Genomic DNA, 19,511 nt, shown 5'->3' with positions numbered 1-19,511 from the left:
GTCAGCTGCAGCCGCTGGTGGAGCCGCAGCCCTCGCAGACGTAGCAGCTACCGGCGGGCCGCATCTTCGTGCCGCAGGTGAAGCAGAGCGGCGCGTCGGCGGCCTTGCCGATCACGGCCTCCAGCAGTTCGGTGCTGGAACCCACGCTCGGAGCCGGCTTGGCGGCGGCCACGTCGGCCATCTCCTGGGCCGGCTGGGCGACAGCCTCCGGCTTGGCCGGGGTCTCCACCGGCGCGGACGACGCCATCGCGGTGAGCTCGGCGCCGGTGACGCCGGCGGCCTCCGCGTCGGCCTCGGCCCGCAGCTGCGCGGCCCGCTCCGAGGCGGTGAAGATGCCCAGCTCGGCGCGACGCTCGTAGGGCAGGAAGTCCAGCGCCAGGCGACGGAAGATGTAGTCCATCACCGAGGCCGCCATCCGCACGTCCGGGTCGTCGGTCATGCCGGCCGGCTCGAAGCGCATGTTGGTGAACTTGCTGACGAACGTCTCCAGCGGCACGCCGTACTGCAGGCCGATGCTGATGGCCACCGAGAAGGCGTCCATCACGCCGGCCAGGGTCGAGCCCTGCTTGGACATCTTCAGGAAGACCTCACCGAGGCCGTCGTCCGGGTAGGACGACGCGGTCAGGTAGCCCTCGGCGCCACCGACGGAGAAGCTGACCGTCTCGGACGGGCGCTTCTTCGGCAGGCGCTTACGCACCGGCCGGTACTCGATGACCTTCTCGACCGTTGCCGGCGCGGTCTCGACGGCGGCCGGCTCGGTGGCCTTGTTGGACTTGGCCACCGAGAGCGGCTGGCCGACCTTGCAGTTGTCCCGGTAGATCGCCAGCGCCTTGAGGCCGAGCTTCCAGCCCTCGAAGTAGATCTTCTCGACGTCCTCGACGGTGGCCGCCTCCGGCATGTTGACCGTCTTGGAGATGGCGCCGGAGACGAACGGCTGGATGGCCGCCATCATCCGCACGTGACCCATCGGGGCGATCGTCCGCTCCCCCATGGCGCAGTCGAAGACCGGGTAGTGCTCCGGCTTGAGGCCGGGGGCGTCCACCACGTGGCCGTGATCGGCGATGTGCTCGACGATCGCCTCGACCTGCTCCTCCGGGTAGCCGAGGCTGCGCAGGGCGCGCGGCACCGTCTGGTTGACGATCTGCATCGAGCCGCCACCGACCAGCTTCTTGAACTTGACCAGCGCCAGGTCCGGCTCCACGCCGGTCGTGTCGCAGTCCATCATGAAGCCGATCGTGCCGGTCGGGGCGAGGACGCTCGCCTGCGCGTTGCGCCAACCGTTTTTGTCGCCGATCTTGTTGCCCTGGGTCCACTGCTTGGTCGCCTCGCGGACGATCGCGGTGGCCACCGGGCTGGTCGGCTTGATCTCGTCGTTGGCCGCGGCGTGCTTGCGCATGACCCGCTTGTGCGGCTCGGCGTTGCGGGCGTAGCCGTCGTACGGGCCGACGACGCCGGCCAGCTCGGCCGAACGGCGGTAGGCGGTGCCGGTCATCAGGGACGTGATCGACGCGGCGACCGAACGGCCCTGGTCCGAGTCGTACGGCAGGCCGGTGGCCATCAGCAGGGCGCCCAGGTTGGCGTAGCCGATGCCGAGCTGCCGGTAGGCGCGGGACGTCTCACCGATCTTCTCGGTCGGGAAGTCCGCGAAGCAGATCGAGATGTCCATCGCGGTGATGACGAACTCGACGGACTTGACGAACTTCTCCACCTCGAAGCCACCGTCGGCGCGGAGGAACTTCATCAGGTTGAGCGAGGCCAGGTTGCACGAGGAGTTGTCCAGGTGCAGGTACTCCGAGCACGGGTTCGACGCGGTGATCCGCCCGGTCTCCGGGCAGGTGTGCCAGTCGTTGATCGTGTCGTCGTACTGCAGACCCGGGTCGGCGCACTCCCAGGCGGCCTGGGAGATGGTGCGGAACAGCTTCTTGGCGTCGACGGTGTCGATCACCGAGCCGTCCAGCCGGCCGCGCAGGTCGAAGCCCTTACCGTTCTCGACCGCCGACATGAACTCGTCGGAGACGCGGACCGAGTTGTTGGCGTTCTGGTACTGCACGCTGACGATGTCGGAGCCGCCGAGGTCCATGTCGAACCCGGCGTCACGCAGCGCGCGGATCTTGTCCTCCTCGCGCGCCTTCGTGACCACGAACTCCTCGATGTCCGGGTGGTCCACGTCGAGGATGACCATCTTGGCCGCCCGGCGGGTCGCGCCGCCGGACTTGATGGTGCCGGCCGAGGCGTCCGCGCCGCGCATGAAGCTGACCGGGCCGGAGGCGGTGCCGCCGGAGGAGAGCAGCTCACGGGACGAGCGGATGCGCGACAGGTTGACTCCGGAGCCGGAGCCGCCCTTGAAGATCAGCCCCTCCTCCTTGTACCAGTCCAGGATCGAGTCCATCGAGTCGTCGACGGCCAGGATGAAGCAGGCGCTAACCTGCTGCGGCGACGGCGTGCCGACGTTGAACCAGACCGGCGAGTTGAAGCTGAACACCTGGTGCAGCAGCATCCAGGTCAGCTCGTGCGCGAAGACCTCGGCGTCGGCCGGGCTGGCGAAGTAGCCGTACTCCTCACCCGCCGTGCGGTAGGTGGTGACCACCCGGTCGATCAGCTGCTTGAGCGACCACTCACGCTCCGGGGTCCCCACCGCTCCCCGGAAGTACTTGGTGGTCACGATGTTGGCCGCGTTGACGCTCCACGACTCCGGGAACTCCACCCCACGCTGCTCGAAGTTGATCGAACCGTCCCGCCAGTTCGTCATCACGACGTCACGGCGCTCCCAGGAGACCTCGTCGTACGGGTGGACCCCCTCGGTCGTCCACACCCGCTCGATCTTCAGCCCCGCGCCTGCCTTGCTTCGTGAACGGCTAGTTGTCACGCCGTCGCCCCCCTCGTCTGCGCGGTCACCCACCGCGCGTCCCAATCTCTTGAAAAACCGTGAAGACTCAGCTGGTACGGCCGGCGGCCTCAACCGCATCGGCCCGGCCCTGCTCCCGGGCTCGCGCCGCGGCCCGCAACGTCTCGATCTCGCGCTCGAAGTCGGCGAGCGAGTCGAACGAGCGGTAGACGCTGGCGAACCGCAGGTAGGCGATCTCGTCCAGGTCGCGTAGCGGACCCAGGATCGCCAGGCCCACGTCGTGGCTGGGGATCTCGGCGGCCCCCTTGGCCCGGACCGTCTCCTCCACCCGCTGCGCGAGCAGTGCGAGTGAGTCGTCGTCCACCGGCCGGCCCTGGCACGCCTTACGCACCCCGCCGATGATCTTCGTGCGACTGAACGGCTCGGTCACCCCGCTGCGCTTGACGACCGCGAGGACCGCCTCCTCGACGGTGGTGAACCGCTTGCCGCACTCCGGGCAGGACCGCCGCCGTCGGATGAGCTGACCGTCGTCGGCCTCCCGCGAGTCGACCACCCGGGAGTCAGCGTGCCGGCAGTACGGACACCGCATCGCCCACCTCCAAATAATGATCAACTGCGAGCGGACCGGACACCCCCGGGCACGACTCACCACGACGGGGCCACCCTCGGATGACGCCCGCCGTGATCAACGTTACGGGAGTGCGGTAGGTAGTCAGACCCAACCTGTAGGCAACTTACGCCCGTGTCACTACTACATCTAGGGGTCGACCGTATGTCGCTGGGGAAGCCGGGTCAAGTTGGCCGGCGTGTCCGGCGCGTCACGGACCATCCGGTCATCCACGCACCGCACAACGCCCGAAGACCCAACGTCACGATGCCGCCCGGGTTACCGGCCAGCCGGCCGAACACGGCCGGAAAATGGTCCAGGATCGAACACCAGTGCTACCTGACGTACCATTTATCAGAACATCCGTACGACCGGAGCGCTTTTTCACCCCGACACGCCGGTGAGAGGTCGTACAGATGTTTGAAAATGACTGATCTCACCTATACGGTCATGAACAACGTGGCACCACCGCACGCACCACGAGCCGACGAGGCACCCAGCGCCGACCAGGGAGGACGGACGTGACCGAGGACCGGGCCAGCCGGCCGAAGAGCCCGCAGCAGATCACCGAGGCGGGCCCCCCGGCCACCCGACGCCGCAGCGCCGCGCGCAGCCGGACGGGCCAGCCCGCCGTGCGCGCGGTCACCCCGGTGGTCAGCACCTTCCCCGACCCGGCGACGGTCGACCTGACCGCCCGCCAGCGCCGCATCCTGGAGTTCATCCGCAACTGGGTGGAGCGCCACGGCTACCCGCCGAGCGTCCGCGAGATCGGCGAGGCGGTCGGCCTGGTGTCGCCGTCCAGCGTCGCCTACCAGCTCAAGGAGCTGGAGAAGAAGGGCTTCCTCCGCCGCGACCCGAACCGGCCGCGCGCGGTGGACGTCCGCGCCCCCAGCGAGGCGATCGACGACGAGCTGTCGAGGGCACAGCGGCCCACCCCGGCGTACGTGCCGATGCTCGGTCGGATCGCCGCAGGTGGGCCGATCCTCGCCGAGCAGGCCGTGGAGGACATCTTCCCGCTCCCCCGCGAGCTGGTGGGTGAGGGCGAGGTCTTCATGCTCCAGGTCAAGGGTGACTCGATGCTCGACGCGGCGATCTGCGACGGCGACTGGGTGGTCGTCCGGCAGCAGCCGACCGCCGACTCCGGCGAGATCGTGGCCGCCATGCTCGACGGCGAGGCGACAGTGAAGACCTACCGGCGGCGCGACGGGCACGTCTGGCTGATGCCGCAGAACCCGGCCTTCGACCCGATCCCCGGCGATGACGCCACCATCATGGGCCGGGTCGTGGCGGTGCTGCGCCGGATCTGACCGATCGGCGGGTGGGTGCCCGACGGCGCTCACCCGCACCGCTCGTCATTGGCCGGTGAGCGCCTCAGCGTCCGATCAGTAACGGTCGCCTCGGGGACCGCGACCGCCCCCGGGATACTGCCCGTACGGGTCCACGGGCGCGTCGTCGTCGCGTCGCCGGCCGGGCCGCTGAGCCCGGTAGTCGGGCTCCTGCCCTCCGCGCCGGGGCGGCTCCGCGCGACCGGGCTGACCGCCGTCGCCGCCGTACACGCCACCGCCAGGACGGCCACCGCCGCCCTGCGGACGGCCAGCGCCACCAGCCGGGGGACGACCACCGCCACTGGCCGGAGGACGGCCACCGCCGCCAGCCGGGGTACGTCCGCCGCCACCGGCCGGAGGACGACCACCGCCGCCAGCCGGGGGACGTCCTCCACCGCCGTAGACGCCAGCACCGCCGCCGTCCGGTCGCGGCGCACCGTAGCCACCGTCAGCCGAGGGCGGCCGGCCGCCACCGCCGTACACGGCTCCACCCGCCGGGGCCGGGCCACCGCGACCCGCACCACCCGCCGGGGCCGGACCGCCGCGACCCGCACCAGCGCCGTAGACCGCGCCGCCGGCCGGAGCGCCGCCCCCGTAGACGCCACCCCTGCGGTCATCGTCGGCCGGGAACCCGTCAACGGCACGACCCGTGTGCGGGCCGAACGGCTCACCGTCCGGCTCCGACGGGTCGGACGCGTCAGCGGTCGGCGGCCGACGGCGGGCGCGAACGATGCCGAAGATTCCGGCGGCGACCAACAGCAGGCCGATCAGCCCGACCGCCCCGACCAGGTACGTGATGTCGTCGAGGCTCAGCCCGTCGGTCCAGGATTTCGAGGCGGCCGGCTTGGCGCCGTCCTCGGCGGCCAGCGGCACGGCGGTCGACGTCGACGGGGTGTAACCGAGGATGTCGAGCGGCTCGTCTTCGGTGAACCGGCCCGCGTCGGAGACGGTGAGGAACGACTTTCCGTCGGAGGTGTAGCTGATGGCCTCGCCGAACGGGTCGGCCAGCGGCGTCACCCGCGGCTTGACGGTGGTGAGCGCGCCCACGATGTCGCCACCGGTCACGTCGAACTCGAAGGCGTCCGCGTACGTGCGCAGGACCACCCGGGAGCCGTCCGGTGCCCGAGATGCGCCGGTGATGGCGATCCGGCCGAACGTGTTGAGGGTGTTCTCCGTCTGGGTCTTCGGCAGCGTGATCTCGCCGGCCTTACGCATCGGCACCGGGTCGGTGTCGCCGCTCTTGAGGGCCGCCGACGGCGTGTAGATCTCGGCCTTGCCGCTGGTCACCTTGGTGATGATCAGCGGTTTTCCGTCGTCGCCGATGAGCAACGCCTCAGCGTCGTGCGGTTTGGCTCCGGGGTAGGAGAGCCGGTGCAGCGTCGGCTCCTTGGTACCGCTGACCGGCATCGACCAGAGCGCGACGCGGCTGCGCCGCTCCTTCGAGTCGGGGTTGTCACCGGTATCGGCGATCCAGAGGGTGCGGCCGTCCTTGGACAGGGCGAGATCCTCGGTGTCGAACGGACCCTGGCCCGAGTACCGGACCGGCTCCTTCGAAATCTTGCACTTGCTGTCGAGGAAGAACACCCGCTTGCGCGCCGCGACGTCGGTGCCGTCGTTGATGACGATGAAGCCACTCTTGGTGGCGACCAGCCCGGACAGCTCCCGTAGGCGCTCGTCGGTGATCGTGCATCGCTTCTGGCCAGGGTTCGCGGCGGGCGGCCCGGACGCCCCAGGGGCGGGAGCCGCTGCGGCGACTCCGGCGAGCGCCACGGTTGCCCCGAGCAGGCCGAGGGCAACCGTGACCGAGGAAACAACGCGGCGCATTCGGCCAGTGTCGCATGCCACGCGTTTCCGGTGGATGACGCCGTGGCCGCTCAGGACCGGCTGCCGGCCGCCTGCCCCTGCCGCTCCACGTCGAAGGCCGTCAGCTCCGCCGCCAACTCCGCGCCGACGCGGACGTGCAGCAGAGTGCCCTCCGGCAGGTGCGACGTGCTGAGCACCTCACCCGTTCGGTGCGCCCGAGCCACCAGGTCACCCCGGTCGTACGGCAGCACGGCCCGGACCTCCACGGCCGGACTCGGCAGCCGCTCCTCGATGGCCGCGCGCAGCTCGTCCATGCCGCGCCCGGAGTGGGCGGACACGAAGATCGCGTCCGGCCAGAGCCGCTTGAGCCGCAGCAGAGTGTCCTCGTCGGCCGCGTCGGTCTTGTTGACCACCAACAGCTCGGGGAGCCGGTCCGCGCTGACCTCGGCAAGCACCGCGTGGACCGCTCGGACCTGCTCCTCCGGATCCGGGTGGGTGCCGTCCACGACGTGCACCACCAGATCCGCCTCCGCGACCTCCTCCAGCGTCGAGCGGAACGCCTCGACGATCTGGTGCGGGAGGTGTCGGACGAAGCCGACAGTGTCGGAGAGGGTGTAGAGCCGCCCGTCCGAGGCGGTGGCCTTGCGGGTCGTCGGGTCCAGCGTGGCGAACAGCGCGTTCTCCACCAGCACGCCCGCACCGGTCAGGCGGTTGAGCAGGCTGGACTTGCCGGCGTTGGTGTAGCCGGCGATGGCGACCGCAGGAACGGCGTTGCGGGAACGCCGGGTGCGCTTGGTCACGCGTACCGTCTTCATGCTCTTGATCTCGCGACGCAGCCGGGAGATGCGGTGACGGATGCGCCGCCGGTCGGTCTCCAGCTTGGTCTCACCGGGACCACGAACACCCACACCGCCGCCGGCGCCGCCGCCCCGGCCGGAACCACCGGTCTGCCGGGAGAGCGTCTCACCCCAACCGCGCAGTCGGGGCAGCAGGTATTGGAGCTGGGCCAGCTCGACCTGCGCCTTACCTTCCTTGCTCTTGGCGTGCTGGGCGAAGATGTCGAGGATCAGCGCGGTGCGGTCGACGACCTTGACCTTGGTGCGCTGCTCCAGGTTGCGCAGCTGCGACGGGGACAGCTCACCGTCACAGATGACCGTGTCGGCGCCGGTGGAGAGCACCACCGCGCCAAGATCGTCGACCTTGCCACGGCCGATGTACGTGGCCGGGTCGGGTCGGGTACGACGCTGGATGAGCCCTTCGAGCACCTGCGAACCGGCGGTCTCGGCCAGCGCGGCAAGCTCGGTCAGCGAGTTTTCCGCGTCGGTGACGGTGCCTTCGGTCCAGACGCCCACCAGGACGACCCGCTCCAGCCGCAGCTGGCGGTATTCCACCTCGGTGACGTCGGTGAGCTCGGTTGACAGGCCCGGGACGCGTCGGAGGGACTGCCGCTCCGACAGCTCCATCTCGCCGGTGGTGACGTCGTCGAGCTCGCCCTCGACGGGGACAAAGCTCTCCTGGTCTCGCAAGCGGTTCTCCTGTCCGTTTTGATAAGTAGAACGTAATCCTGACATGACACAACGCCGAACGCACCTGCTATATGCCCATGGTGAAGGTCGCCAAAAGTGGGGGCGAATGCTGGTCGGCCGCGACAACCCGGTAGAAATGCGGGCGGCGGCCGATCGGCCGCACAGCCGTTACGGAGGGATCCCGTGGCCATCACCCGAATGCCCAGCGCCGGATTTTCGATCACCATTCGGATCGCCGTGACCGCGGACGCCTCCTCGATCGGCCGGCTCACCACCTCCGTCGGCGAGGCCGGGGCGATCGTCACGGCGCTGGACGTGGTGGACTCGGACCCGACCCACGTGATCGTCGACCTGACCTGCGACACCGCCGACGCCGGTCACGCCGACCAGGTGGTCGACGCGCTGACCGCGCTGGACGGCGTGGACGTGCGCAAGGTGTCGGACCGGACGTTCCTGCTGCACCTGGGCGGCAAGATCGAGGTGACCTCGAAGGTCGCGCTGCGCAACCGCGACGAGCTGTCGCGCGCGTACACCCCGGGGGTGGCCCGGGTCTGCATGGCGATCGCCGAGAACCCGGCCGACGCGCGGCGACTGACCATCAAGCGCAACACCGTCGCTGTGGTCAGCGACGGCTCGGCGGTGCTCGGCCTGGGCAACCTCGGCCCGGCCGCGTCGCTGCCGGTGATGGAGGGCAAGGCCGCGCTGTTCAAGCGCTTCGGCGGGGTGGACGCCTGGCCGGTGGTGCTGGACACCCAGGACACCGACGAGATCGTGCAGATCGTCAAGGCGATCGCGCCGGCCTACGGCGGCATCAACCTGGAGGACATCGCCGCGCCGCGCTGCTTCGAGATCGAGGCCCGGCTGCGCGAGGCGCTGGACATCCCGGTTTTCCACGACGACCAGCACGGCACCGCGATCTGCGTGCTGGCCGCGCTGACCAACGCGCTGCGCGTGGTGGGCAAGCGGCTCGAGGACGTCCGGGTGGTCGTCTCCGGAGCCGGCGCGGCCGGCACCGCGATCATGAAGCTGCTGCTGCGCCAGGGCGTCGGCGACATCATCGCGTACGACCGGGAGGGCGCCCTGCACCGCGGGCTGACCGGGCTCAACTCGGCGTGGCAGTGGCTGGCGGAGAACACCAACAAGGAGAACTACTCCGGCGACCTGCCCGGCGCGATTCGCGGCGCCGACGTGTTCATCGGGGTCAGCGCGCCGAACCTGCTCACCGGCGACGACATCGCCCAGATGGCGAAGGACTCGATCGTCTTCGCCCTCGCGAACCCGGACCCGGAGGTCGACCCCCGGGAGGCGCGCAAGCACGCCGCCGTGGTCGCCACCGGCCGCTCGGACCAGCCGAACCAGATCAACAACGTGCTCGCGTTCCCCGGGGTGTTCCGCGGCATGCTGGACGCGCACGCCGAGGAGTTCACCGAGGAGATGGCCATCGCGGCCGCCCGGGCCATCGCGGACGTGGTCGGCGAAGAGAAGATCAACCCGACGGTGATCGTGCCGAGCGTCTTCGACTCCCGGGTCGCCCCGGCGGTCGCCGCCGCCGTGCGCGCCGCCGCGCACAACCCGAGCCCGCTCCCGGCCGCCGACCCCGGCCCCGCCGACCTCCCCGAGATCGCCGCGAACGCCAGCGCCACCCCGTAACGCGCGCGAACCGCCCACCGGCCACGCCGTTGATCAAGAGGTTTGCGTCAGGAACTACGCGAAACTTGACGCAAACCTCTTGATCAACACGGGTGGGGCGGGGGGTCAGGGGCGGAGCGTCGTTGGGTCCAGCTCGCCGGTGGCCACCAGGACGGCGGGGCCGGAGAGCCAGCAGGAGTCGGCGGTGACCGTGACCGTCACGCGGCCGCCGGGCACGTCGACCGCGACCACGCCGGTGTCCCGGCCGGCGTCGCGCAGCGCCACCGCTCCCACCGCGCAGGCACCCGTGCCGCAGGACAGGGTCTCGGCGCTGCCCCGCTCGTACACCCGCATCAGGGTGTGCTCGTCGGTGCCGTCGACCGGGTCGCCCGCCACGATGAACTCCACGTTCACCCCGCTCGGGAAGACCGACGGGTCAAACCCGGGCGCGACGGTCAGGTCCAGCGCCGACAGCTCCACGTCGGCCGGCAGCCTGCAGACCAGGTGCGGGTTGCCGACGTCCACCACCGCACCGGCAATGGTCAGTCCGCCGAGCGTGGCGGCGGAGCTGTCGTACACCTGGGGTCGGCGCATCTCGACGGACACGGCGTCGCCCTCGACCAGCGCGCGCACGACGCCGGCCCGGGTGGCCACCGGCAGCGCCGCGCCGGCGGGCGTGGCCAACCCGGTGTCGAGCAGGTAGCGCACGAAGACCCGGGCGCCGTTGCCGCACATCTCGGCGAACGAGCCGTCGGCGTTCCAGTAGTCCATGAACCACTCGGCCTCGCCGGCCAGACCCGCGCCGTCCGGATGCTTGGCCGCGCGGACCACCCGCAGCACGCCGTCCGCGCCGATGCCCCGACGTCGGTCACAGAGCGCCGCGACCAGCTCCGGGGTCAGGTTGAGCTGGCCGTCCGGGTCGGGAAGGAGGACGAAATCGTTGCCGGTGCCGTGGCCCTTGGTGAACTCCACAGCCCCATCATCGCGCAGCCGCCGGCACCAGATGCAGGGCGGCCCCGATCAGGTCCGGAATCGTCGAGTCCAGCCAGTGGATCCGCGGGTCGCGGCGGAACCAGGACCGCTGCCGGCGGACGAAACGCCGGGTCGCCCGGACCGTCTCGTCGTGCGCCTGCGCCTCGGTAAGCTCACCGGCGAGCAGGCGCAGCACCTGCTGATAGCCCAGCGCCCGACTCGCCGTCCGCCCCTCGGCCAGGCCGCGCCCGACCAGCTCACGGGTCTCCGGCACCAGGCCGTCGGCCCACATCCGGTCGACCCGCAGCGCGATCCGCTCGTCCAGCAGGCCGGTGTCCAGGTCGACGCCGAGCTGCACCGAAGGGTAGTACGGCGTGGGCTGCGGCAACGAGGCGGCGAACGGCGCGCCGGTCAGCTCGATCACCTCCAGGGCCCGCACGATCCGCCGGCCGTTGCCCGGCAGGATGCCCTCGGCGGCGACCGGGTCGGCGGCGCGCAGCCGTGCGTACAGCGGGGCCGGGCCGACCTCGGCCAACTCCCGTTCCAGCCGATCCCGCAGCGCCGCGTCCGTGCCCGGGAACTCGAAACGCTCCAGCACCGCCCGCACGTACAGCCCGGAGCCACCGACCAGCAGCGGCACCCGCCCTCGGGACAGGATGTCGTCCACCGCCGCCCGGGCCAGTCGCTGGTACTCCGCGACGCTCGCCGGCTCGGTGACCTCCCAGATGTCCAGCAGGTGATGCGGCACCCCGTCCCGCTCGGCGAGGGTCAGCTTGGCGGTGCCGATGTCCATGCCCCGGTAGAGCTGCATCGAGTCGGCATTGACCACCTCGCCGTCCAGGGCCTGCGCCAACGCGATGCTCAGCGCGGACTTGCCGGCCGCGGTCGGGCCGACCACCGCGACGACCAGGCCTGTCACACGCGCTCCCAGGACGCCACGAAGTAGGCCACCCCGTAGGGGGCGGAGTCGTGCAGCAACTCGCCGCGCCACCCACCACCGGCCGCGCGGGCCGCGCCGGCGAGCACCTGCCAGGGCGCGCGACCGGCGGCCTTCAGCTCCGCCGACACCACCGGGTCGAGGTCGAGCAGGGCGTCCAGGTCCGCGTCCGCCAGCGCTGCGGCAACCCCCTGGTCGTACGGGAGGGCGCGCGCGTCGTCGTACCCGGGTGCCTTTTCTCCCCGGCAGGCCGACCCGTCCCCGAGCACCAGCGACGCCACCCGGTCACCGGCGGCGCCGACCTCGTCGGCGAGCGCGGCCAGCTCGGCCGGGCCGGCATCGGCGGCCACCTGCACGGCGGTCACCGTCGGTCGGGTGTCGTGACGGGCCAGCAGCCACGCGCCGATGGTCAAACTCAACGGCAGTAGCGCACCCCGGTCCGATTGGCCGGGCACCAACGGCAGGTACAGGTCGACACCCCAGGGCTGGAGAGAACCGGTCGCCGGGGTGCGGATCGGGCCGGTCACCGGGCCGGTGCCCACCAGCACCACAATGTCCGGATCGGGGGCCAGCAGCCGGCGTACGGCGGCGTCACAGGCCGCCCGCAGATCGTCCAACTCCGGGGCCGCGGAGCCGGCCACCTCGGGCACGAGCAGGGGCGGATGCGGGCAGACGGCGGCGGCGACCAGTGGCACCCGTCCACCGTAGCGGGAATCCCCGGTGCGTCTCCGCGCCGATCCGGTCATTCGGCCCCTAGGACACCGTATGGTCACGGTCGGCGATAGGCGCTCGACGCGGACCGGGTCGGACCTGTGACAATGCCGGAAGCAACTTGGCTGCGCCGTGGCGGCGACGGGGGATCGATCCCTCGACGCCGGGAGAACGAGGATGGGCACATGAGCGACTGGACTGCCTTCGGACGGGTGGACGCGGACGGCACCGTGTACGTCAAGACCACCGAGGGAGAGCGGGTGGTCGGATCCTGGCAGGCGGGAGCACCGGAGGAGGGCCTGGCTCACTTCGCACGTCGCTTCGCCGACCTGGTGACCGAGGTGGACCTGACCGAGGCGCGACTCAAGTCGGGTGCGGCGGACGCCGGGCACTCGTTGAGCACGATCCGACGGATCCGTGCCTCGCTGCCCGAGGCCAACGTGGTCGGCGACATCGACGCGCTGGCCACCCGCCTGGACAAGCTGGCGACCCTCGCCGAGGAGAAGGCCGGCGAAGCGCGCGCCGCCCGGGACGCCGCTCGCGGCGAGGCCCTGGCCCGCAAGACCGCGCTGGTCGAGGAGGCCGAGAAGCTGGCCGCCGAGTCCACCGGGTGGAAGACCGCCGGGGACCGGCTCAAGGAGATCCTCGACGAGTGGAAGACCATCCGCGGGGTCGACAAGAAGGCCGACGGTGAGCTGTGGAAGCGGTTCGCCGCCGCCCGGGACGGCTTCACCCGCCGCCGCGGCGCCCACTTCGCCTCCCTGGACTCACAGCGCAAGCAGGCCCAGACCGCCAAGGAGGAGCTGGTCGCCGAAGCGGAGAAGCTCGCGGACTCCACCGACTGGGCCGCCACCGCCAACCAGCTCAAGGACCTGATGACCCAGTGGAAGGCCGCTCCGCGCGCCTCCAAGGAGGCCGAGCAGAAGCTCTGGGAACGGTTCCGGGGTGCGCAGGACGCCTTCTTCAGCCGGCGCAGCGAGGTCTTCTCCGCACGGGACAACGAGCAGCGCGGCAACCTGGAGCGCAAGCAGGCCCTGCTCGCCGAGGCCGAGGCGTTGGACATCGACGCCGACCCGAAGGGCGCCCAGGCCAAGCTGCGGGAGATCCAGGCCCAGTGGCACGAGGCCGGTCGGGTCCCCCGCGAGGCGGCCGCCGGGCTGGAGCGTCGACTGCGCGTCATCGACGACAAGGTCCGTGACGTGATGGACTCGGCGTGGCGCCGCACCACCAAGGAGGACAACCCGCTGCTCGCCCAGATGCGGGCGCAGGTGGCGGAGGCCGAAGACCGGCTGGCCCGGGCGCAGAGCGCCGGGGACGCACGCCGGATCAAGGAGGCTGAGCAGGCCCTCGCCTCCAAGCGGCAGTTCCTCCAACTCGCCGAGCAGGCCGCCGGCTGAGCTGACGACGTCCGGAGCCCCCGGTCCCGCTCGGGACCGGGGGCTCCCGCGTGTCCGGCCCCGCGCCACCGGCCCCCGATCCCCGCGCCCCCGCGTCCGCGAGCCCCTCGGCCCCGCGCCCCGCGTCCGCGAGCCCCCGGGTCAACGCCACCGGGGGTCCGCGCCACCGGCCCCGCGCCACCGGCCCCGCGTCAAGATCCGCGCAATTTGCCGGATGTTGCTGCCTCGGACAGGCGGGAGACAGCAACATCCCTGATGTTGCGCGGATCTTGACGAACAGCAGGGCCCTGAGGGGCGGGGAGCGGGGTTTGGGGGCATCCGCGCCCGTCAAGGTCATGCTCGATCCAGGATGTAGTGGCCACCTAGCGCCGGAAGACCACTACATCCATGTTGGAGCACGATCATGCGCTGCGGAGCGCGTTTCGAACGGACGCGCGGCACGGGCAGCGCCACGCCACGCCACGCCACGCCACGCCACGCCACGCCACGCCACGCCACGCCACGCCAGGCCAGGCCAGGCCAACAAGATCGTGCTCGAACCTGGATGTAGTGGCATCAGCACGTCTACAGACCACTACATCCATGTTCTAGCGCGATCATGAAGGGGCACGCGGTGCAAGGCGGGCAGCGCGAGCGGAGAAGCGGGCACGGCGCGAACGGACGTGGGCGCGGCGCGAGCGCGAGCGAAGACCGCAAGGCCGGTGCGAGCGCTGGCGACGGGGACGGGCGCGGGGACGGGCGCGGGGACGCGACGCGGGGACGCGACGCGGGCAGGTTGACGCATTGACCTGGGCTGATCAGAATGAGCGACGGAGCCAGGTAGGGCCACCGGCGCGAGGGCGACGAAGGCGGAACATCCGCCGTCGAGGGTCGCCGGTGAGCTTCCGCGAGTGACCACGTCCGCGTGACATGGGCCGTCGCGCACTGTCCGCGTACCCCTAAGGGACCGTGACGTGCGGACGGCCGCCCGCCGGCGTCGTTCATGGACGGCGCCGGACCTCCGAAGTGGAGCTCGAATTGTTCCGTCCGAAAGCTCTCGGCGGCGCGCTCACCGCGCTCGTCACCGTCGCGGCTGGCGTGTTCCTCGCCGCCGCCGTCAGCACCAGCCCTGCCGTGGCCGCCGGCACCGGTACGGGTTATCTGCATACCAGTGGCAACCAGATCGTGGACAGCACCGGTGCGACGGTCCGGTTGACCGGCATCAACTGGTTCGGCATGGAGACTGACAACAAGACCTTCCACGGGCTGTGGTCGAACAACCCGTGGCGGGGACAACTCGACACGATGGCCCGGCTGGGTTACAACACGTTGCGGGTGCCGTACTCGAACGACGCGCTGAAGCCGGGTGCGACCGCCAGTGGGATCAACGACTTCGTCAACCCGGACCTGATCGGGCTGTCGCCGTTGCAGATCCTGGACAAGGTGATCGACTACGCCGGCAGCAAGGGCATGCGGATCATCCTGGACCGGCACCGGCCGACGGCGGCCGGGCAGTCGCCGCTCTGGTACACGTCGACGGTTTCCGAGGCGACCTGGATCAACGACTGGAAGATGCTCGCCCAGCGGTACGCGGGCAACCCGACGGTGATCGGTGCCGATCTGCACAACGAGCCGCACGCGGAGGGCACCAACCCGGCTGCCACGGGCGCGTGCTGGGGCTGTGGCGACACCACCCGGGACTGGCGGCTCGCCGCCGAGCGGGCCGGAAACGCGATCCTCGGCGTCCAGCCCAACTGGTTGATCTTCGTGGAGGGGGTGAGCTGCCCGAGTGGTGGCCTCTCCAACGTCTGGGACGGCGACACCAGCAACGACGAGGACTGCGGTTGGTGGGGCGGCAACCTGTCGAAGGCGGGGCAGTTCCCGGTCCGGCTGAGCGTGGCGAACCGGTTGGTCTACTCGCCGCACGAGTACGCCACCTCGGTGTACCGGCAGACCTGGTTCGACGCCCCGGACTACCCGGCGAACATGCCGGCCATCTGGGACAAGTACTTCGGTTACCTCTACAAGCAGAACATCGCCCCGATCATGATGGGCGAGTTCGGCAGCACCCTGGTCGACCCGAAGGACAAGGTGTGGCTGGAGAAGCTGATGGCGTACACCGGGACCGGGGTGACCGGGATGTCCTTCACCTACTGGTCGTGGAACCCCAACTCGGGTGACACCGGCGGTATCGCGCTTGACGACTGGACCAATGTCAACACCGCCAAGCAGGCGATCCTCCAGCCGTACCTGATCGCGCCGTCCGGTGGCGGCACCAGCGGGCCGCCGACGGACCCGCCGACGGACCCGCCGGCCGGTGCCTGCACGGCCACCTACCGGCAGGTCAACGCCTGGCAGGGCGGCTTCCAGGGCGAGTTGACAGTGAAGAACACCGGCTCGGGTGCGGTGAACCCGTGGTCGGTCACCTGGAGCTGGCCGTCGGGGGTGACGTTGGGCAGTGGTTGGAACGCCACAGTCACGCAGTCCGGTACGACGGTCACCGCGGCGGCTCCGAGCCACGCTCCGTCCCTGCCGGCGGGCGGGTCGGTCACCGTGGGCTTCACCGCCAACGGCACGGCCAGCGCGCCGGGCACTGTGAAACTCAGCGGCACCAGCTGCTGATCCACCGGGACGGCCGGTGCGCTGCTGCCGGGACGGCCGGTGCGCATCGCATCGGCCGTCCCGGCCATTTACATTCAGATCCTTCTATGTTCTTATCGGGAAAGCGCTTGCCTCTTCGTCGGTGAGCGCGAGCGCGGGAGCCGCTTTCCCTCACGAACCTGCACTGGCGGGCCCGAGGACCACTGGTCCCGGCCGAGATTCGCCGCCCACGGGCATGGGCGTCGCGACACCTCCGTCCGCCTCATCGAAAGGAAGCAGCATGCGCACAGGACGGCGTCGAATGACGCTGATCGCCACCACGGCCGCAGCCACCGCCACCCTGATCACCGCCGGGCTGTTGACCTCCGTGTCCGCCCAGGCGGCCGCCGGCTGCCAGGTGGCCTACTCGGTCGCCAGCCAGTGGCCGGGCGGATTCACCGGCAACGTCACAGTCACCAACCTCGGCGACCCGGTCTCCGGGTGGACGCTGCGCTGGTCGTACGGGGCCGGTCAGCAGGTCAGCCAGGCGTGGGGCGCCACCGCCTCGCAGAGCGGCAGCCAGGTCTCCGCGACCAACGTCGACTACAACGGCAACCTGGCGACCAACGCCAGCGCCACGTTCGGCTTCAACGCGAGTTGGAACAGCTCCAGCAACCCGGCTCCGAGCAGCTTCAGCCTGAACAACGTCGCCTGCACCGGCAGCACCACGCCGACCACCCCGCCGCCGACCACCCCGCCGCCGTCGAGCACTCCCCCGCCCAGCACTCAGCCGCCGTCGGCCCTGGTCGGCTGGGCCACCCAGAACGGCGGCACCACCGGTGGCGGCAACGCGGCCACCACCACCGTCACCACCGCCTCGGCCCTGACCAGCGCGCTGAACGCGACCGGCGCCGCGGTGATCCGGGTGTCCGGAACGATCACCTGCTCGGGCATGCTGCGGGTCCGGTCCAACAAGACCATCCTCGGCAACTACGGCGCGACCATCGTCGGCTGCGGGTTCAACGTCAGCGGCGACCGCAACGTGATCATCCGCAACCTGACCTTCCGCAGCTGGAACGACGACGCGATCAACGTGCAGGAGTCGGCCACCAACATCTGGATCGACCACAACAGCTTCAGCAACGGGTACGACGGCGCCGTCGACATCAAGCGCGGCTCGGACTTCGTCACCGTCTCGTGGAACCGGGTCTTCAGCCACGACAAGACCATGCTGCTCGGTCACAGCGACGACAACGCCAGCCAGGACGTCGGTCACCTGCGGGTGAGCTACCACCACAACTGGTTCGACGGCAGCAACCAGCGCAACCCCCGGGTGCGCTTCGGCAACCCGGTGCACGTGTACAACAACTACTACCGGGCCAACGGCGGCTACGGCGTGGCGTCCACCGAGAACGCCGGGGTGCTCGTCGAGGGCAACTACTTCGAGAACGTCGACGACCCGTACCACCTCGGTGAGGGCGACTCGGGCCCCGGCAGCCTGGTCGCCCGCAACAACCACTTCGTCAACTCGCCCACCGGCCAGGCCGGCGGCAGCGTGGCCAGCATCCCGTACTCCTACCAGCTGGACACCGCGAGCAACGTCAAGTCCATTGTGACTGCGGGCGCCGGCGCCGGCCGGATCACCGTCTGATTCAGCCTTCGCGGAAGGGCCCCTCGTCCAGGGGGCCCTTCCGTGCGGTCAGTGGGTGGCGCAGCCAGCGGCGGGGGCAGCCACGACCGGCGGTGCGCCGATCGTCGGAAGACCGAGCAACACCCCGGGGGTACGCGGGGAGCGACCCGCCTCGGCCGCGTCACCGGCCCGGGTGCGCCGGTGCGCCACCGGCGCTCCGTCGGCGTTCAGGTGGTGCGGCGCGGCGTACGTGATCGTGGTGTTCACGATGTCGCCCGGCCGGATCTGACCAGCGAGGGACTCCCCGTCGGCGGTTTCGGTCGCGAAGTGCACAAGTCGACCGTCGCGGGCCCGACCGGACATCCGGCCGGTCCGCTCGTCCTTGCGGCCCTCGCCGACCGCGACCAGCACCTCGACGGTCTCACCGACGAGGCGCTTGTTCTCCGCCCAGGTGATCTCCTCGACGCAGGCGACCAACCGCTCGTAGCGCTCCTGCACGACCTGCTTGGGCAGCTGATCGTCCATGGTCGCGGCGGGGGTGCCGGGCCGCTTCGAGTACTGGAAGGTGAAGGCCGAGGAGAACCGGGCCTCCCGGACCACGTCCAGGGTGCGCTGGAAGTCGGCCTCGGTCTCACCGGGGAAGCCGACGATGATGTCGGTGGTGATCGCCGCGTCCGGCATCGCCGCGCGGACCTTCTCGATGATCCCCAGGTAGCGCTCGGAACGGTAGGACCGGCGCATCGCCCGGAGCACGTCGTCGGAGCCGGACTGCAACGGCATGTGCAGCGAGTGGCAGACGTTCGGCGTCTCGGCCATCGCGGCGATCACGTCGTCGGTGAAGTCCTTCGGGTGCGGGCTGGTGAACCGGACGCGCTCCAAGCCGTCAATGTCGCCGCAGGCCCGCAGCAGCTTGCCGAACGCGTACCGGTCGCCGAACTCCACACCGTACGAGTTGACGTTCTGCCCGAGCAGGGTCACCTCCAGCACGCCCTCGTCGACCAGCGCGCGCACCTCGGAGAGGATGTCGCCGGGGCGCCGGTCCTTCTCCTTGCCGCGCAGTGCCGGCACGATGCAGAACGTGCAGGTGTTGTTGCACCCCACCGAGATCGACACCCAGCCGGCGTACGTGGACTCGCGGCGGGTGGGCAGCGTGGACGGGAAGACGTCGAGGGACTCCAGGATCTCCACCTCGGCGGCGGCGTTGTGCCGGGCCCGCTCCAACAGCACCGGCAGCGCGCCGATGTTGTGGGTGCCGAAGACCACGTCCACCCAGGGGGCCTTGCGGACGATGTCGCCCCGATCCTTCTGGGCGAGGCAGCCGCCGACCGCGATCTGCATCCCGGGGTGCTTGTCCTTCACCGGGCGCAGACGACCGAGGTTGCCGTAGAGCCGGTTGTCCGCATTTTCCCGCACCGCGCAGGTGTTGAAGACCACGATGTCCGGGGTGTCGTCGCCAGCGGGTGCGCGCTCGTATCCCGCCTGCTCAAGCAGGCCGGAGATGCGTTCAGAGTCGTGCACGTTCATCTGGCAGCCGTACGTGACGACGTTGTAGGTCCTAGCCACCCTGTTG

General features: G+C 70.6%; 13 protein-coding genes. 5 read left to right on the top strand and 8 right to left on the bottom strand.

Features of this window, described 5'->3' with window-relative positions; translation table 11 throughout:
* Nucleotide 1: 1 nt before the first annotated feature.
* On the bottom strand, nt 2-2,866 hold the full coding sequence (locus MED15_RS22485; RefSeq protein ID WP_373861087.1) for a vitamin B12-dependent ribonucleotide reductase: 2,865 nt from the start codon (nt 2,864-2,866) through the stop codon (nt 2-4).
* Between the two features lie 67 nt (nt 2,867-2,933).
* On the bottom strand, nt 2,934-3,434 hold the full coding sequence (nrdR, locus tag MED15_RS22480) for a transcriptional regulator NrdR (protein ID WP_091400542.1): 501 nt from the start codon (nt 3,432-3,434) through the stop codon (nt 2,934-2,936).
* A gap of 539 nt (nt 3,435-3,973) precedes the next feature.
* Here nrdR and lexA point away from each other — a divergent pair.
* Nucleotides 3,974-4,759, top strand: coding sequence for a transcriptional repressor LexA (lexA, locus tag MED15_RS22475; RefSeq protein ID WP_112586701.1), 786 nt, complete (start codon nt 3,974-3,976; stop codon nt 4,757-4,759).
* 75 nt (nt 4,760-4,834) lie between these two features.
* Here lexA and MED15_RS22470 read toward each other — a convergent pair whose 3' ends face one another.
* Complete coding sequence (locus MED15_RS22470; RefSeq protein WP_112736863.1) at nt 4,835-6,601, bottom strand: hypothetical protein; 1,767 nt, start codon at nt 6,599-6,601, stop codon at nt 4,835-4,837.
* 50 nt (nt 6,602-6,651) lie between these two features.
* Nucleotides 6,652-8,106, bottom strand: coding sequence for a GTPase HflX (gene hflX / locus MED15_RS22465; RefSeq protein ID WP_112586697.1), 1,455 nt, complete (start codon nt 8,104-8,106; stop codon nt 6,652-6,654).
* A 183-nt stretch (nt 8,107-8,289) separates the two neighbouring features.
* Between hflX and MED15_RS22460 the strand changes: the two genes are divergently transcribed.
* Complete coding sequence (locus MED15_RS22460; protein ID WP_112586695.1) at nt 8,290-9,756, top strand: NAD-dependent malic enzyme; 1,467 nt, start codon at nt 8,290-8,292, stop codon at nt 9,754-9,756.
* A 105-nt stretch (nt 9,757-9,861) separates the two neighbouring features.
* Here the strand turns inward: MED15_RS22460 and dapF are convergent, their stop codons facing one another.
* The 3 genes from dapF to MED15_RS22445 are packed head-to-tail and all read right to left on the bottom strand — an operon-like array spanning nt 9,862 to nt 12,390.
* Complete coding sequence (dapF, locus tag MED15_RS22455) at nt 9,862-10,707, bottom strand: diaminopimelate epimerase (protein WP_112736861.1); 846 nt, start codon at nt 10,705-10,707, stop codon at nt 9,862-9,864.
* Nucleotides 10,708-10,714: 7 nt separating this feature from the next.
* Nucleotides 10,715-11,638, bottom strand: a complete 924-nt coding sequence (miaA, locus tag MED15_RS22450; RefSeq protein WP_425271087.1) for a tRNA (adenosine(37)-N6)-dimethylallyltransferase MiaA — start codon at nt 11,636-11,638, stop codon at nt 10,715-10,717.
* Entirely contained in the window at nt 11,623-12,390 is a 768-nt protein-coding gene (locus MED15_RS22445; protein ID WP_112736860.1) for a class III extradiol ring-cleavage dioxygenase family protein, read from the bottom strand. The genes miaA and MED15_RS22445 overlap by 16 nt, the downstream gene beginning before the upstream one ends.
* A 150-nt stretch (nt 12,391-12,540) precedes the next feature.
* Between MED15_RS22445 and MED15_RS22440 the strand changes: the two genes are divergently transcribed.
* From MED15_RS22440 to MED15_RS22430, 3 genes are all read left to right on the top strand, one after another.
* Nucleotides 12,541-13,752 (top strand): DUF349 domain-containing protein, encoded by a 1,212-nt coding sequence (locus MED15_RS22440; RefSeq protein WP_112586688.1) that lies wholly within the window; start codon nt 12,541-12,543, stop codon nt 13,750-13,752.
* 1,017 nt (nt 13,753-14,769) lie between these two features.
* Nucleotides 14,770-16,353: a cellulase family glycosylhydrolase gene (locus MED15_RS22435; protein WP_112586788.1), complete on the top strand. Its 1,584-nt coding sequence runs from the start codon at nt 14,770-14,772 to the stop codon at nt 16,351-16,353.
* Between the two features lie 259 nt (nt 16,354-16,612).
* Nucleotides 16,613-17,962: a pectate lyase family protein gene (locus MED15_RS22430; RefSeq protein WP_112586684.1), complete on the top strand. Its 1,350-nt coding sequence runs from the start codon at nt 16,613-16,615 to the stop codon at nt 17,960-17,962.
* 48 nt (nt 17,963-18,010) lie between these two features.
* Here the strand turns inward: MED15_RS22430 and miaB are convergent, their stop codons facing one another.
* On the bottom strand, nt 18,011-19,504 hold the full coding sequence (gene miaB / locus MED15_RS22425; RefSeq protein WP_112725303.1) for a tRNA (N6-isopentenyl adenosine(37)-C2)-methylthiotransferase MiaB: 1,494 nt from the start codon (nt 19,502-19,504) through the stop codon (nt 18,011-18,013).
* Nucleotides 19,505-19,511: the final 7 nt, after the last annotated feature.

The sequence above is a fragment of the Micromonospora noduli genome (assembly GCF_003264475.1).
Classification (GTDB): Bacteria; Actinomycetota; Actinomycetes; order Mycobacteriales; family Micromonosporaceae; genus Micromonospora; species Micromonospora noduli.
This window is presented reverse-complemented; position numbering and strand designations above follow the sequence as displayed.

Coding starts and splice junctions, on each gene's coding strand:
- nrdR (WP_091400542.1), bottom strand. CDS start 3,434: ATGCGGTGTCCGTACTGCCGGCACGCTGACTCCCGGGTGGTCGACTCG.
- MED15_RS22470 (WP_112736863.1), bottom strand. CDS start 6,601: ATGCGCCGCGTTGTTTCCTCGGTCACGGTTGCCCTCGGCCTGCTCGGG.
- MED15_RS22445 (WP_112736860.1), bottom strand. CDS start 12,390: ATGACCGGATCGGCGCGGAGACGCACCGGGGATTCCCGCTACGGTGGA.
- MED15_RS22440 (WP_112586688.1), top strand. CDS start 12,541: ATGAGCGACTGGACTGCCTTCGGACGGGTGGACGCGGACGGCACCGTG.
- MED15_RS22430 (WP_112586684.1), top strand. CDS start 16,613: ATGCGCACAGGACGGCGTCGAATGACGCTGATCGCCACCACGGCCGCA.